Origin of the sequence: Lentzea californiensis, from assembly GCF_024648825.1 — a bacterium.
GTDB lineage: Bacteria > Actinomycetota > Actinomycetes > Mycobacteriales > Pseudonocardiaceae > Lentzea > Lentzea californiensis.
In genome coordinates this window covers 398,150-411,720 of sequence record NZ_JANBBE010000002.1, presented here as the reverse complement: position 1 = coordinate 411,720, position 13,571 = coordinate 398,150, and the positions used below count along the sequence as shown (strand labels likewise).

Annotated in this window: 15 protein-coding genes; 3 read left to right on the top strand and 12 right to left on the bottom strand. The window is 70.1% G+C overall.

Going from position 1 to position 13,571, the window contains the following annotated elements:
* The first annotated feature begins 64 nt into the window (after positions 1 to 64).
* Positions 65 to 964 (top strand): TAXI family TRAP transporter solute-binding subunit, encoded by a 900-nt coding sequence (locus LX88_RS12895; RefSeq protein WP_258947999.1) that lies wholly within the window; start codon positions 65 to 67, stop codon positions 962 to 964.
* On the opposite strand, the gene LX88_RS12890 is transcribed toward LX88_RS12895, so the two are convergent.
* The 3 genes from LX88_RS12890 to lgt are packed head-to-tail and all read right to left on the bottom strand — an operon-like array spanning position 933 to position 4,034.
* A complete protein-coding gene (locus tag LX88_RS12890; protein ID WP_258947998.1) occupies positions 933 to 2,306 on the bottom strand; it encodes a sensor histidine kinase in 1,374 nt (457 codons plus the stop codon). The two genes, LX88_RS12895 and LX88_RS12890, sit on opposite strands and share 32 nt — an antisense overlap.
* Positions 2,307 to 2,354: 48 nt before the next feature.
* Positions 2,355 to 3,017, bottom strand: a complete 663-nt coding sequence (locus tag LX88_RS12885; protein ID WP_258947997.1) for a response regulator transcription factor — start codon at positions 3,015 to 3,017, stop codon at positions 2,355 to 2,357.
* Between the two features lie 3 nt (positions 3,018 to 3,020).
* Positions 3,021 to 4,034 (bottom strand): prolipoprotein diacylglyceryl transferase, encoded by a 1,014-nt coding sequence (gene lgt, locus LX88_RS12880; protein ID WP_372511286.1) that lies wholly within the window; start codon positions 4,032 to 4,034, stop codon positions 3,021 to 3,023.
* A gap of 383 nt (positions 4,035 to 4,417) precedes the next feature.
* Here lgt and LX88_RS12875 point away from each other — a divergent pair, with 383 nt between their 5' ends.
* On the top strand, positions 4,418 to 5,566 hold the full coding sequence (locus tag LX88_RS12875; protein ID WP_258947996.1) for an FAD-dependent monooxygenase: 1,149 nt from the start codon (positions 4,418 to 4,420) through the stop codon (positions 5,564 to 5,566).
* Here LX88_RS12875 and LX88_RS12870 read toward each other — a convergent pair.
* The 6 genes from LX88_RS12870 to LX88_RS12845 all read right to left on the bottom strand — a co-directional run bounded on the left by LX88_RS12870 (position 5,563) and on the right by LX88_RS12845 (position 11,434).
* Entirely contained in the window at positions 5,563 to 6,123 is a 561-nt protein-coding gene (locus LX88_RS12870; RefSeq protein ID WP_245983246.1) for a Uma2 family endonuclease, read from the bottom strand. The two genes, LX88_RS12875 and LX88_RS12870, sit on opposite strands and share 4 nt — an antisense overlap.
* 396 nt (positions 6,124 to 6,519) lie before the next feature.
* Positions 6,520 to 7,308 (bottom strand): tryptophan synthase subunit alpha, encoded by a 789-nt coding sequence (gene trpA, locus LX88_RS12865; protein WP_372511285.1) that lies wholly within the window; start codon positions 7,306 to 7,308, stop codon positions 6,520 to 6,522.
* A complete protein-coding gene (gene trpB / locus LX88_RS12860; RefSeq protein ID WP_258947995.1) occupies positions 7,308 to 8,528 on the bottom strand; it encodes a tryptophan synthase subunit beta in 1,221 nt (406 codons plus the stop codon). The genes trpA and trpB overlap by 1 nt, the downstream gene beginning before the upstream one ends.
* Positions 8,529 to 8,563: 35 nt before the next feature.
* Complete coding sequence (gene trpC / locus LX88_RS12855; RefSeq protein WP_258947994.1) at positions 8,564 to 9,373, bottom strand: indole-3-glycerol phosphate synthase TrpC; 810 nt, start codon at positions 9,371 to 9,373, stop codon at positions 8,564 to 8,566.
* 131 nt (positions 9,374 to 9,504) lie between these two features.
* Entirely contained in the window at positions 9,505 to 9,906 is a 402-nt protein-coding gene (locus LX88_RS12850) for a Trp biosynthesis-associated membrane protein (RefSeq protein ID WP_258947993.1), read from the bottom strand.
* Positions 9,896 to 11,434 carry an anthranilate synthase component I gene (locus LX88_RS12845; RefSeq protein WP_258947992.1) on the bottom strand — a complete coding sequence of 513 codons (1,539 nt, stop codon included), beginning with the start codon at positions 11,432 to 11,434 and terminating at the stop codon, positions 9,896 to 9,898. Before LX88_RS12845 ends, LX88_RS12850 begins: the two co-directional genes overlap by 11 nt.
* Positions 11,435 to 11,481: 47 nt before the next feature.
* Between LX88_RS12845 and LX88_RS12840 the strand changes: the two genes are divergently transcribed.
* Positions 11,482 to 12,084: a TetR/AcrR family transcriptional regulator gene (locus tag LX88_RS12840; RefSeq protein WP_372511284.1), complete on the top strand. Its 603-nt coding sequence runs from the start codon at positions 11,482 to 11,484 to the stop codon at positions 12,082 to 12,084.
* Positions 12,085 to 12,088: 4 nt separating this feature from the next.
* On the opposite strand, the gene hisI is transcribed toward LX88_RS12840, so the two are convergent.
* Genes hisI through hisF form a run of 3 tightly spaced genes read right to left on the bottom strand, consistent with a single transcriptional unit; the run spans position 12,089 to position 13,550 of the window.
* Positions 12,089 to 12,439, bottom strand: coding sequence for a phosphoribosyl-AMP cyclohydrolase (gene hisI / locus LX88_RS12835; protein WP_258947990.1), 351 nt, complete (start codon positions 12,437 to 12,439; stop codon positions 12,089 to 12,091).
* Entirely contained in the window at positions 12,436 to 12,795 is a 360-nt protein-coding gene (locus tag LX88_RS12830) for a hypothetical protein (RefSeq protein ID WP_258947989.1), read from the bottom strand. Before LX88_RS12830 ends, hisI begins: the two co-directional genes overlap by 4 nt.
* On the bottom strand, positions 12,792 to 13,550 hold the full coding sequence (gene hisF / locus LX88_RS12825; protein WP_030477027.1) for an imidazole glycerol phosphate synthase subunit HisF: 759 nt from the start codon (positions 13,548 to 13,550) through the stop codon (positions 12,792 to 12,794). Before hisF ends, LX88_RS12830 begins: the two co-directional genes overlap by 4 nt.
* Positions 13,551 to 13,571: the final 21 nt, after the last annotated feature.

The window sequence follows — 13,571 nt, the reverse complement described above, 5'->3', positions numbered from 1 at the left end:
CTGACCCGACAAGCCGACCTGAGGAAACTTCAGACAGCCCTGACGTAACAGCTAGGCTTCATCGGTGTCGCTCAGCCGTCGCACGCTTCTGCTAGGGGCCGGACTGGCTCTTGCCGGGTGCACCCCGCGCAGGGTCGAGGCACCCGCTGAGCTGGTGCTCGCGACCGGTCCCGAGGGCGCGGTGTTCCGCGAGGTCGGCGGGGCCCTGGCGGCCGCGCTGGCGGAGCAGTTGCCCGGCACGAAGGTCACCGCCATCCCGACGGCCGCATCGGTCGAGAACCTCCAGCTGCTGCGCTCGGGTGAGGCCCAGCTCGCGCTGTCCTCTTTGGACCCCATCGACGACCCGCAGAGCGTCCGCGCGGTCGGCCGGCTCTACGACAGCTTCATGCAGATCGCGGTCCCGGCGGGGTCACCGGTCCACGCCTTCGGCGATCTCGCGGGCAAGCGCATCTCGTTGGGTCCCATCGGTTCCGGCACGGAGTTCACCGCCAAGCGGATGCTGGAGTTCTTCGGGTTGTCCGCATTGGACGAACGCATGGCGCACGCCGAGGCGTCCCGCCGCGTCGCGGACGGGTCGCTGGACGCGATGCTGGCGCTGACCGGCATCCCGACGCCCGCGATCACCGACCTGCAGGGCGACGTGCGGCTGGTCAACATCCCGCAGGAAGCGGTCAGGCTCGCCGAGAAGTACAAGGGCCCCTACATCCCGGCGACGATCCCCAGCACCACCTACGAGGGCGTGGCGGCGAACCAGACGTTCGCGGTGCCGAACCTGCTGCTGGCGCGTGAGTCGCTGAGCGCGGACGTCGTGGAGGTCGTGACGCGCACGGTGTTCACCGAGACCGCGCGGATCGTCGAGGGCCACCCGGAGGCGTCGCGGATAAACGTCCGCACCGGCATCGCGACCGGCCTCGTGCCGCTGCACGACGGCGCTATGCGCTGGTTCCGTTCCGTGAAGCGCTGAGGGCGACCTTCACGTCCAGTCCCGGATCCGCGTCGTGCAGGGTGAGCGTGCCACCGGCCGATTCGATCAGCTCGGCGCAGATCGCGAGCCCCATCCCGGTGCCCGCGATGTTCTGGTGCTTGGTGGCGCGCCAGAACCGCTGCAGCGCGAGCTCGCGCTCCTCGGGGCTCAGGCCGTCGCCGTTGTCGACGACGTGCAGCTCACCGTGCTCGCCGGTGATCGTGACCTCGGTGGCGTTGGCGAGCCGGAAGGCGTTGCTGACGAGCTCGTCGAGCACGCTGCCGAGGCCGCCGGGCGGTTCCTGCATGGTGAGGCCCGCCGGCACGTCGATCCTCAGCGTGACACCGGACCGGCTCGCGAGCGCCTGCCAGGCCGCCCGGTGCGTCGCGAGCAGCTGGTCGATCTCGACGGGCTCGGTCTGCCGCGCGCTGTCGAGCCTGGTCGCGGCGAGCAGCGTGTCGAGCACGCGCCCCATCTCCTCGGCCTCCTCGACCGCGATCTGGTGCGCTTCCCGCGCGAGCTCGCCCTCCACGTGCGGTTCGAGGTTGTCCACGGCCAGCCGCAGGCTCGCCAGCGGGTTCCGCAGCTGGTGCGACGCGTCGGCCACGAACGCCTTCTGCCTGTTCAGGGCCTTGCCGACGACGTCGACCATGGTGTTGAAGCTGCGCGCGAGCCGTCGGAGCTCCTGCGGCCCGCCGACCTCGTCCGCCCGCACGTCGAGGTTGCCCGCGGCCACGGCGGCGGTGGCCTCGTCGAGCCTGCCGACCGGCCTGAGCACCCACCGCGACATGGGCCAGGCGGCGGCGACCACGGCCAGCATCGGCGCGAGCCCGGCCAGCGCCATCAGCCCCCACTGCCGCAGCACCTCGGTCCGCAGGCCCCCCGTCTGCGAGATGGTGACGACCGCGGCCACCACCTCGCTGTCCCGCCCGACCGGCTCGACGACGACCATCGGCCCGGTGCGCCACGGCCAGCCCGTGTACTCGGGCTCGGGCCGCACGCCGCCGTTCAGCGCCGTGTTGAGCGACTTCAGGACCTCGCGGTCGTTGCTGGGGTCGAACCCCTGCCGTGACGCCAGCAGGATCCGCTTGTCGGCGCTGACCAGGGCGACCGGGATGTCGTAGAGGGTGTCGTAGCGCTGGATCTCCTGGCTCAGCGCCTCCAGCCGGTCCGACTGCAACGCGCTCTCGCCGAGCGCCGCGAACCTGCTCGCGTCGCTGAGGCGGTCGAGGTAGGTCGTCTGGGTCTCACGCTGCACGACTGCGGACGCCAAGGGGATGCCGAGCGCCGCGACCAGGGCGACGAGCAGCGGAACGGTGATGACGAGCAGTCGGCGGAGCATCGGTTGTGATTGTTCCGCAACGGACTGTGGATGTCTCTCGGACACTCGTCACGTGGCGAGCCGGTAGCCCACTCCCCTGACCGTCTCGATCTTGACGTGCCCGCCGAGCTTGCCTCGCAACGCCGCGATGTGCGTGTCCAGCGTCCGCGACGGCGCCTCCCAGTGCGCCTGCCACACCTGGTCCACGATGAAGTCGCGGCTCACCACCTCGCCCTTGCGGGTCGCGAGGAGCGCGAGGAGGTCGAACTCCTTGCGGGTCAGCGAGAGCGGCTCACCGTCCACTGTGGCGACCCGCGTCGAGGCGATGATCCGCAGCGGTCCGATCTGGAGCGGCCCCTCGGCCTCCGGCTCCGCCCGGTGCGTGCGCGTCCTCCTCAGGACGGCCTCGATCCGGGCGAGGAGCTCGGACGTGCCGAACGGCTTCACCACGTAGTCGTCGGCCCCGGCCCGCAGGCCGAGCACGCGTTCACGTTCCTCGCCGCGCGCGGTCACCGTGATGACGGCGGTGCCCGGCCGGTGCCGCAACTCGCGCAACACGTCCAGGCCGTCGCCGTCGGGCAGGCCGAGGTCGAGCAGCACCACGTCGGCGGGTGCGGCACGCAGCGCGTCGGCGGCCGTGGCCACCCGATGCACCTCGTACCCCGCGTGCCGCAGCGCGGTCAGCAGGCCTCGGGCCACCCGGTCGTCATCCTCGACGACGAGCACGCGCACAGATCACTCCGGTTTGACGGATTCCGGGAAGTTCTTCTTGTCCTTCTCGGCGACGTCGGCCTCGGTGTCCTCGGCGACGCCCTTGTCCTCCACGGCTTCCGCTTCGGTCGCGTCCGCCGTCTCTGCCACGGGATCTCCGCCTGTCCCGCGCAGCGCGGCGACATCCTCACGCTCACCACGGGACTTGGCGATGACGAAGTACGCGACCGCTCCGAAGAACACGATCGCCGACACGAACACGTTCACGCGCGTGCCGAAGATCAGCGTCGCCTCGTCGGTGCGCATGATCTCGATCCAGAACCGGCCGACCGTGTAGCCCGCGACGTAGAGCGCGAAGACCCGGCCGTGGCCCAGCCGGAACTTCCGGTCCGCCCACACGATCAGCAGCGCGACACCGAGGTTCCACAGCAGTTCGTAGAGGAACGTCGGGTGCACGACCTGGATCGGCGTGTGGTCGATGGCGATGCCCGCCAGCGCGTCCTCACGGCCCTCGGGCGTGACGCGGCGGTAGATCTCAAGCCCCCACGGCAACGTCGTGTCGCCGCCGTAGAGCTCCTGGTTGAAGTAGTTGCCGAGCCGCCCGATGGCCTGAGCGAGGACGATGCCGGGCGCGAGCGCGTCCGCCATCGCCGGCAGCGGGATGCCCCTGCGGCGGCACGCGATCCACGCGCCGACGGCACCGAGCGCGATCGCACCCCAGATGCCGAGGCCACCGTTCCAGATCTCCAGCGCCGCGAGCGGGTTCTTGCCCGGCCCGAAGTACTTCTGGTTGTCGGTGATGACGTGGTACAGCCGCCCGCCGACGAGGCCGAACGGCACCGCCCACACGGCGATGTCCGTGACCTCACCCTTGATGCCGCCGCGGGCGACCCAGCGGCGCTCACCCCACCAGATCGCGGCGACGATGCCGGCGATGATGCACAGCGCGTAGGCCCTGATGGGGAGTGGACCGAGGTGCCAAACACCGCGGTCGGGACTCGGGATCGTGGCCAGAAGGGCGTCCAACACGGCGCCCACCGTACCGGTCGGCCCGTGAGGGTCCCGTGGGGGCGCTCGATCGTTATCGAGCCCGAACCCTGTCGGTGCCGATCACTAGAATAGAAATCGGGGGTACCCGGCCTGGCGCGTGTGTGTGGTAGCAGCGCATAGGCGCGTTGGGCTCGAACTCTGGGACGCCGGGCTGTGCGGCTGTGAGCCGCTCGTCGGACAGCGGAACGGTGCCCGTTCATCCACCTGCGGGCCGAACGTCCAACCTCAGGGTTCATGATCGTGTAGACCCGAGCCGGGCGGACCGAGCGTCACGGACACTTCCCCGAAGCGAGCCCTCCTGCCGTGCCCACCGCCGAGCACGAACCGAAATACTCGGACGCGGTTCTGGGCGGACTCCCGAAAGGTCGGACATGACGGTCCTGGTGGTCGGCGGCGGTATCGGCGGGCTGGCGACGGCGCTCGGGCTCGCGCGGGCCGGGGTGCGGGTGACGGTGCTCGAGGCCGCGGCGGCGTTCGAGGAGATCGGCGCCGGCATCCAGGTCGGGCCCAACGGGTTCCGCATGCTCGACTCGCTGGGCGTGGGTGCCGCGGTGCGGGCTCGCGCCGTGCACGTGGACGAGTTGCGGCTGCGGTGCGGGGTGTCCGGGCGGCAGATCGCCGGGTTGCCGGTCGACGCGGGCTTCCGGGAGCGGTTCGGCACCTACGCGGTGGTGCACCGCAACGACGTGCTCGCGCCGTTGCTCGACGCCTGTCAGAACGATGAGCGGATCGACCTTCGGGTCAGCAGCGGTGTCGAGGGCTACATGCAGGACGCGAACGGGGTCACGGCGGTGCTGCGGTCGGGCGATCGCGTGCACGGGGACGCGCTGATCGGTGCCGACGGGCTGCGGTCGGCGGTGCGGCGGCAGCTCGTGGGCGACGGGGATCCGCAGGTGTCCGGGCACACGACGTTCCGCGCGGTCATCCCCTCGCAGAAGGTGCCGCAGTCGTTGAAGGAGAACGTGGTCACGCTGTGGGCGGGGCCGCGCTACCACGTCGTTTGGTACGTGATCGCCGGTGGACGGTTCGTGAACCTCGTAGCCACCACGGACAGCGGAGCCACGGAGCCCGTGAACGGCAAGCCCGTCGAGCACGCCGAGGTGATGAAGCACTTCACGCCGTTGTGCGACGACGCCGCTCGGATCATGGAACTCGCCGGCGAGTGGCGTGCGTGGGTGCTCTGCGACCGAGTGCCGGTCACGAACTGGCAGGACTCACGCGTCGTGCTGCTGGGAGACGCCGCCCATCCCGTGCTGCAGTACGCCGCGCAGGGCGCCTGTCAGGCGCTGGAGGACGCCGTCTGCCTATCCTCCGTCTTCGACCCTCAGGACGTGGCCGCCTCTTTTGCGCGGTACGTGACGCTCCGCTCGGAGCGGACCGCGCGCGTCCACCACGCCTCGAGGGCTATGGGTCGGGAGGTCTACCACCCAGCCGGCGATGCGGCTGCGGCCCGCGACGCGATGTTCGCCTCGTGGACCATCGCCGAACTGCACGAACGGCTGGAGTGGCTCTACGGCTAGAACTTGATGGTGACCGGGAAAGGCCGTTCGATCGTCAGCACCCCGGCCTCACTGGTAGCGATCTCGACGTATTCGGCGCCTTGGAGTTCGAGCAGTGTGGCCTCGACTTCCCGCTGGCTCGGGTCGACCATCAGGTAGTACTGAACGCCCGCGCTGGCGTACAGGCCGCGCTTGAGGCCTTCGTCGTTCAGCCGCGTGCTCGGTGAGAACACCTCGCCGACGAGCACGACATCGGAGACCGGGAACATCACGCCGGCTTCTCGCGGCCGCACCACGGTGAAGTCCGGAATCACCAGACGGCCGCTGGAAAGCAGCACGTTCAGCTCGATCGTCGCTTCGAGATCGGTCGGACAGGCACCGACCAACGACCCGTACGCACGCCCCACCAGCTGCTGGTGCCGGTAGGACCCCAGCGGGCTCACGAGAAGCATCCCGTCAACGAGTTCGATGCGCTGGCTGTTGTCCTCGGGCAGCGACAAGACGTCATCGAGCGACCAGGGACCCACGTGCCTCGGCAACAGGTACTGGGCTGGTGCCGTCTCTGCTGGAGCTGCCACTGGGCATCACCTCCGAAAACCGCCCGGCGAGTACCAGTGTGGCACGCCGGGCGAATGGCTGGCTTGTACATGAGCCCACGTTCGCAGCTCAGACCGACAGTCAAACGGGGTTTTGGTCCCAACCGACCTGGATTCACTCGATCAGGTGTTCGAATCCATGTCATGCTCTTGGAGGAACGTCAAAGGCTCCGAAAGGAGGCAAGGCTCCCGGCAACTGCACAGCCGCCATCCCGACAACCACTCAATGGCGAGCACGATGTTCGACCCGTTCAAGCAATTCCGCGCCACCCGACAACCGAGAAGTGAGGCCGTCGCTGCAAAGGCGGCTTCGCAAGCGACACAAAGCAAAACCGCCCGGCCATCAGGCCGCGCGGCTTCACGAGACGCAAAGGAGGTTCAGACGGGAGCGACAGCCGATCGCACACCCTTGGCGAGGTCAGCGGCCAGCGCGCGCACCGCGGCATCGCTCTCGCCCGCGGCCGACACGAACGCCGACCCGACGATGACGCCGTCCGCGAACCCGGCGATCTCGGCGGCCTGCGCACCGGAGCGCACACCCAGCCCGACACCGATGGGCAGCGTGGTGTGTTCACGAACCCGCGCGACGAGAGCGGGAGCGGCGGACGACACGACGTCACGGGCGCCCGTGACGCCCATGACCGCGGTGGCGTAGAGGAAACCGGATGAGGCACGCGCGGTCATCGCGATGCGCTCCTCGGTCGACGACGGCGCCACCAGGAACGTCCGGTCGAGGCCATGCGCCTCGGACGCGGCCATCCAGTCATCGGCCTCGTCAGGCACGAGGTCGGGCGTGATGATGCCGAGACCGCCGGCGGCGGCGAGGTCGCGCGCGAACGCGTCGACGCCATAGCGCAGCACCGGGTTCCAGTACGTCATCACGACCGCACGCCCACCGGCGTCGGACACGGCAGCCACCACGTCGAACAGGTCCCGCACGCGGAAACCCGCGGACAGCGCCTGCTCGGCGGCGGCCTGGATCGTCGGGCCGTCCATCACCGGGTCGGAGAACGGCAGGCCGACCTCGACCAGATCGCACCCGGACTCGATCATCGAACGGAAGTGGGCCTTGGAGCCCTCGATCGTCGGGAAGCCCGCGGGCAGGTAGCCGATCAGCGCAGCACGCGACTCGGCCCGCGCGGCGGAAAACACGTCGGACAACGACATCAGGCCTGTCCCCCGTCAGCGAGGCCGAAGTACTTCACGGCCGTGTCCATGTCCTTGTCACCGCGGCCGGAGAGGTTCACGACCAGGAGTCCGTCCGGTCCCAGCGACGGTCCGAGCTTCAGCGCGCCCGCGAGCGCGTGCGAGGACTCGATCGCCGGGATGATGCCCTCGGTGCGCGAGAGCAGGGCGAACGCCTCCATGGCCTCGGCGTCGGTGACCGGGAAGTACTCGGCGCGGCCGATGTCCTTCAGGTGCGAGTGCTCGGGACCCACGCCGGGGTAGTCGAGACCGGCGGAGATCGAGTGCGCCTCGGTGATCTGGCCGTCGTCGTCCTGCATGACGTACGACATCGCGCCGTGCAGCGAACCGGGCGTACCCGCCGTCAGCGTCGCGCCGTGGCTGCCGCTGTCCAGGCCGGAGCCGCCGGGCTCGACACCGACCAGGCGGACGTCCGCGTCGTCGATGAAGCCGTGGAAGATGCCGATCGCGTTCGAGCCGCCACCGACGCAGGCGACGACGGCGTCGGGCAGCCGACCGGCCTTCTCGAGGATCTGCTCGCGCGCCTCGATGCCGATGATCCGGTGGAAGTCGCGGACCATCAGCGGGAACGGGTGCGGACCCGCCGCCGTACCGAGCAGGTAGTGCGTCTCGTCGACGTTGGCGACCCAGTCGCGCAACGCCTCGTTGATCGCGTCCTTCAGGGTCCGCGAGCCGGACTTCACCGGGATGACCTCGGCGCCCAGCAGGCGCATGCGGGCGACGTTGAGCGCCTGGCGCTCGGTGTCGACCTCGCCCATGTAGACGACGCAGTCGAGGCCGAGGAGCGCGCACGCGGTCGCCGTCGCCACGCCGTGCTGGCCGGCGCCGGTCTCCGCGATCACGCGCTGCTTGCCCATGCGCTTGGTCAGCAACGCCTGGCCGAGCACATTGTTGATCTTGTGGGAACCCGTGTGGTTGAGGTCCTCACGCTTGAGCCAGACCCGTGTACCGGCGTGCTCCGCGAACTTCGGGGCCTCGGTCAGCAGCGACGGACGGCCCGCGAAGTCCCTCAGGAGGCGCTTGAACTCGTTCACGAACTCCGGGTCGAGCCGCGCCTTGTCGTACTCGGCGGCCAACTCGTCCACCGCGGCGATCAGGGCCTCCGGGACGAACCGGCCGCCCCACGGGCCGAAGTGGCCACGTGCGTCGGGATCATGCGGTGTGGGCGTGAACTGGCCCATCGGGTAACTCCTCTGGCGCTTGGATCAACCGTGCCCTACCGGCTGGGCCGGGGGCACGCGGGGTGTGAGCCCGCGGTCACGAGCTTGTTCACGGCGGCCTTGGGGTCTCCGCTGGTCACCAGGCTTTCGCCGACGAGCACCGCGTCGGCACCCGCGCCGGCGTACGACATCAGGTCGCCGGGCCCGGTCACACCCGACTCGGCGATCTTGATCGTCTCCGAGGGTAGCCCCGGAGCGATCCTGCCGAAAACGTCTTTGTCGACCTCCAGCGTGTGGAGGTTGCGCGCGTTCACTCCGATGACCGACGAACCCGCCTCCAGCGCGCGGTCGGCCTCCTCGGCCGTGTGCACCTCGACGAGCGCCGTCATGCCGAGCGACTCGACGCGGTCGAGCAGCGACACGAGCGCGTTCTGCTCCAGCGCGGCCACGATCAGCAGCACCACGTCCGCACCGTGCATGCGCGCCTCGTGCACCTGGTACGGCGACACGATGAAGTCCTTGCGCAGCAGCGGGATCTTCACCGCCCGGCGCACCGCGTCGAAGTCCGCCAGCGACCCGCCGAAGCGGCGCTGCTCGGTCAGCACGCTGATCACCGACGCACCGCCCGCCTCGTAGGCGGACGCGAGCTCGGCCGGTTCCGGGATCTCCGCCAGCGCGCCCTTGGAGGGGCTGCGGCGCTTGACCTCGGCGATGACACCCACGTTCGGCCCGCGCAGCACCGACAGCACGTCGAGCGGCGGAGTGGCCTTGGCGGCCCGCTCCTTCACGACGGCGAAGGGCAACTTGGCCTCGCGAGCGGCGAGATCCTCACGCACACCTTCGAGGATCGACTCGAGAACCGTCACAGTGTTGTTCCCCTTCCCGCTATGGGGATGCTAACCCCGCCGGAGTAACGCCCCAGCCACCGGGGTTCAAGTGTCCCCGCAGCTAACCGAGGCCGTACGCGTGTCACATGCACGAACGTCGTGAATGATCTTCACTCGTTCGAGGTCGTCCCGCCAGGGGTCTTATCGTCGGTCGGATCATCCCCGCGCTCCAGCGCGCGCCACATGTCCGTCTCGGGGTCGTGCGCGCGGGGCTTCTGGCCGCCCATCCCGATCTTCGGCATCCGGGCCCCCAGAGCCACCTGAAGCGCGCCGGAGGCCACCACGAGCACGCCCCCGGCGATCGCCAGCCAGTGGCCCGAGAAAGCACCGGCGATGCCGACGACGACCAGCAACGCGCCGAGGATCCGGCGCGTCACCCCGCTCAGCGCCACGACCGCCGCGACGGCGGCCAGGCACAACAACGCGACCGGCACCGAGCCGGCGCCCCAGAAGGCACCCGCCGCGCCCACGAGCAGGAGCGCGGCGATCCACAGCGGCGAGCTAGCTTTCAACTGCCGGCGCCATCGTCTGCGCGGTGGCGATCGCGGCCAGCACCGCGCCCGCCTTGTTCAGGCACTCGTTGTCCTCGGACAGCGGGTCCGAGTCGGCCACGATGCCGCCACCGGCCTGCACGTACGCCACCCCGTCGCGCACCAGGGCGGTGCGGATGGCGATGGCGGTGTCCGCGTCCCCGGCGAAGTCGAAGTAGCCGACGACGCCGCCGTAGAGGCCACGGCGCGTGGGCTCCAGTTCCTCGATGAGCTCCATCGCGCGCGGCTTGGGCGCACCGGACAGCGTGCCCGCCGGGAAGCAGGCCGCGACCGCGTCGTAGGCCGTTTTGCCCTCGGCCAGCTCACCGGTCACGGTCGACACGATGTGCATGACGTGGCTGTACCGCTCGACCTTGAAGAAGTCGACGACGTGCACCGACCCCGGCTTGCAGACGCGCCCCAGGTCGTTGCGGCCCAGGTCGACGAGCATCAGGTGCTCGGCGCGTTCCTTGTGGTCCGCGAGGAGGTCCTTCTCGAGCAGGGCGTCTTCCTCGGGGTCCTCGCTGCGCCAGCGGGTGCCCGCGATGGGGTGTGTGGTCGCCTTGCCGTCGCGCACCGTGACCAGCGACTCCGGGCTGGACCCGACGATGTCGAACCCGTCGAGGCGCAGCAGGTACATGTACGGGCTGGGGTTCGTCGCACGCAGCACCCGGTAGATGTCGAGCGCGTCGGCGTCCGTGTCGATCTCGAACCGCTGCGACACGACGACCTGGAACGCCTCGCCCGCCCGGATGGCCTCCTTGGCCTTCTCGACGGCCGCGAAGTGCTCGGCCTGCGAGCGCCGGCGCCGGAACTCCGGCTTGGGCCGCGAGAACACGGCGGCCGTCGGCGGCGCGGGCGTGTGCAGCGCCGTCGTCATCTCGTCGAGGCGGCGCACCGCGTCGTCGTAGGCGGCGTCGACCCGCTCGGTCGAGTCGTCCCAGTTGATCGCGTTCGCGATGAGCGTGACGGTGCCCTCGTGGTGGTCGAGCGCGGCGAGGTCGGTCGCCAGGAGCATGACCAGCTCGGGGATCTTCAGGTCGTCCTCGGCGATGACGGGCAGCCGCTCCAGGCGCCGCACCGCGTCGTACCCGATGTAGCCGACCATGCCGCCGGTCAGTGGGGGCATGCCGGGCAACGGGTCGGTGCGCAGCACCTCGATGGTCTCGCGCAACGCCTCCAGCGGGTCACCGCCGTCGGGCAGGCCGACGGGCCGCGTCCCCGTCCAGAACGCCTCACCGCCCGTCGCCGTGAGCGCCGCCGTCGACCGCACGCCGATGAACGACCAGCGCGACCAGGAGCGCCCGTTCTCCGCCGACTCGAAGAGGAACGTGCCGGGCTGATTGGCCCCGAGCTTGCGGTACAGGCCGACCGGGGTCTCCGCGTCCGCGAGCAGCTTGCGGACCACCGGGATGACCCGACGGTTCACCGCGAGCTCGCGGAACTCCTCACGCGTAGGACTCACAGTCCCCAGACCAGCGGCGGCCACAGCCCCGATGACGCTCACCATGCCGACAATTGTTGCATAAATTCAACATCTGTTGAACTATGGCCCACGTGGAGCAAGTCAACCAGAAACGCCGAGGCCGTCGCGCCGCGGGCGAGGACACCAAGGCCGCGCTCGTCGCAGCGGCCCGCGAGGTGTTCATCGAGAAGGGCTACGACGGCGCCACGGTACGCGCGATCGCCGCCAAGGCGGGCGTGGACGCCGCCATGGTCAACCACTGGTTCGGCGGCAAGGAAGGCCTGTTCGCGCAGTCGGTGCTGCAGCTCCCGTTCGACCCGGCCGAGATCCTCAAGCGGGTTCTCGACGGCCCGGCCGAAGAGGCGGGAGAACGCATCGTCCGCACCTTCGTGACGGTGTGGGACGCGACCGGCGGCGGCACGTTCTCGGCCCTGATCCGCAGCGTCACCAGCCAGCCGGAGGTGGCGGGCGCGCTGAAGTCGTTCCTCATCAACGCGATCTTCAAGAACGTGATCGCGGAACTCGGTGCCGAGCAGCACGAGCTCCGCGCCACGTTGTGCGCGACCCAGATGGTCGGGCTCGGCATCGTCCGGTACGTCGTGCAGTTCGAGCCGCTGGCGTCGACCGACCTGGAGACCGTCGTCCGGACGGTCGCCCCGAACCTCCAGCGCTACCTGACCGGCGACCTGGACTGACCGCTCACGCCTCGGCGAGCAGCACCGTGGCGTCGAAGCACGTGCGGTCGCCCGTGTGGCAGGCGGCGCCGACCTGGTCGACCGTCAGCAGCAGCGTGTCGCCGTCGCAGTCGAGCCTGACCTCGTGCACGTACTGCGTGTGCCCTGAGGTCTCGCCCTTCACCCACAGCTGCTCGCGGCTGCGCGAGTAGTACGTCGCGCGGCGGGTGGTGAGGGTGCGGTGCAGCGCCTCGTCGTCCATCCACGCCACCATGAGCACCTCACCGGTGCCGCGCTGCTGGGCGACCGCGCACACCAGGCCGTCCGGGGTGCGCTTGAGCCGATCGGCGACGGCGGGATCGAGCTGGCCGCTCAACGGGGACCTCCCAGGTGTTCACGAGCCGGTCCGGTGTTGAGCAGGACCACTCCGTAGATGTGCACGGCGGACAGCACCCCGGACGCGACGCGGGCCCACGCCGGGCCCTCTGCCAGCACGATGACGAGGTGCAGCAGGGCGACGAGGATGAACACGATCATCGCCGGGTAGTGCATGAACCGGAGCCTGATGAGCAGCGACGCCGCGACGGGCAGTTCGAGGATCGCGATGAACGACGGCAGCTTCAGCACGTCCGGGTCGCCGGTCGTGCGCCACAGCACCAGGCCGATCACGAAGAACACCAGGGCGCCGCCGAACGCGACCGCCGAGGCGACCCGCACCTCGACGGGTTTCATCGCACCACGACACCGGCTTGGCGCAGGCCGTCCTTGACCTCGCTGATGCGGAGCTGGCCGAAGTGGAAGACGCTCGCGGCGAGCACGGCGTCGGCGCCCGCGGCCACGGCCGGCGGGAAGTGGTCGATCGCGCCCGCGCCGCCGCTGGCGATCAGCGGGACGTCGACCTCGCGGCGCACCAGTTCGAGGAGCTCCAGGTCGAACCCGGCCTTGGTGCCGTCGGCGTCCATCGAGTTCAGCAGGATCTCGCCGACGCCCAGCTCCTGGCCCTTCGCGGCCCAGGCGATCGCGTCGATGCCGGTGCCGTTGCGGCCTCCGTGCGTGGTGACCTCGAAGCCGGTGCCGCCGGGCACCCGCCGTGCGTCGACCGACAGCACGATGCACTGCGCGCCGTACCGCTCCGAGCACTCCTTGAGCAGCTCGGGGCGTGCGATGGCGGCGGTGTTGAGGCTGACCTTGTCCGCGCCGGCGCGGAGCAGCTTGTTGACGTCCTCGGGGCTGCGCACGCCGCCGCCGACGGTGAGGGGGATGAACACCTGCTCGGCCGTGCGGCGCACGACGTCGAACGTCGTCTCGCGGTCGCCGCTGCTGGCCGTCACGTCGAGGAACGTCAGCTCGTCCGCGCCCTCGGCGTCGTACGCCCTCGCGAGCTCGACGGGATCGCCCGCGTCGACGAGGTTGGTGAAGTTGACGCCCTTCACCACCCGGCCCCGGTCGACGTCGAGACAGGGGATGACACGGACCGCGACTGACATGCGGGAAAGCCTACAAGGGAG

Coding starts and splice junctions, on each gene's coding strand:
- LX88_RS12875 (WP_258947996.1), top strand. CDS start 4,418: ATGACGGTCCTGGTGGTCGGCGGCGGTATCGGCGGGCTGGCGACGGCG.
- LX88_RS12845 (WP_258947992.1), bottom strand. CDS start 11,434: ATGGTGAGCGTCATCGGGGCTGTGGCCGCCGCTGGTCTGGGGACTGTG.
- LX88_RS12890 (WP_258947998.1), bottom strand. CDS start 2,306: ATGCTCCGCCGACTGCTCGTCATCACCGTTCCGCTGCTCGTCGCCCTG.
- trpA (WP_372511285.1), bottom strand. CDS start 7,308: ATGTCGTTGTCCGACGTGTTTTCCGCCGCGCGGGCCGAGTCGCGTGCT.
- LX88_RS12830 (WP_258947989.1), bottom strand. CDS start 12,795: ATGAAACCCGTCGAGGTGCGGGTCGCCTCGGCGGTCGCGTTCGGCGGC.
- trpB (WP_258947995.1), bottom strand. CDS start 8,528: ATGGGCCAGTTCACGCCCACACCGCATGATCCCGACGCACGTGGCCAC.
- hisF (WP_030477027.1), bottom strand. CDS start 13,550: ATGTCAGTCGCGGTCCGTGTCATCCCCTGTCTCGACGTCGACCGGGGC.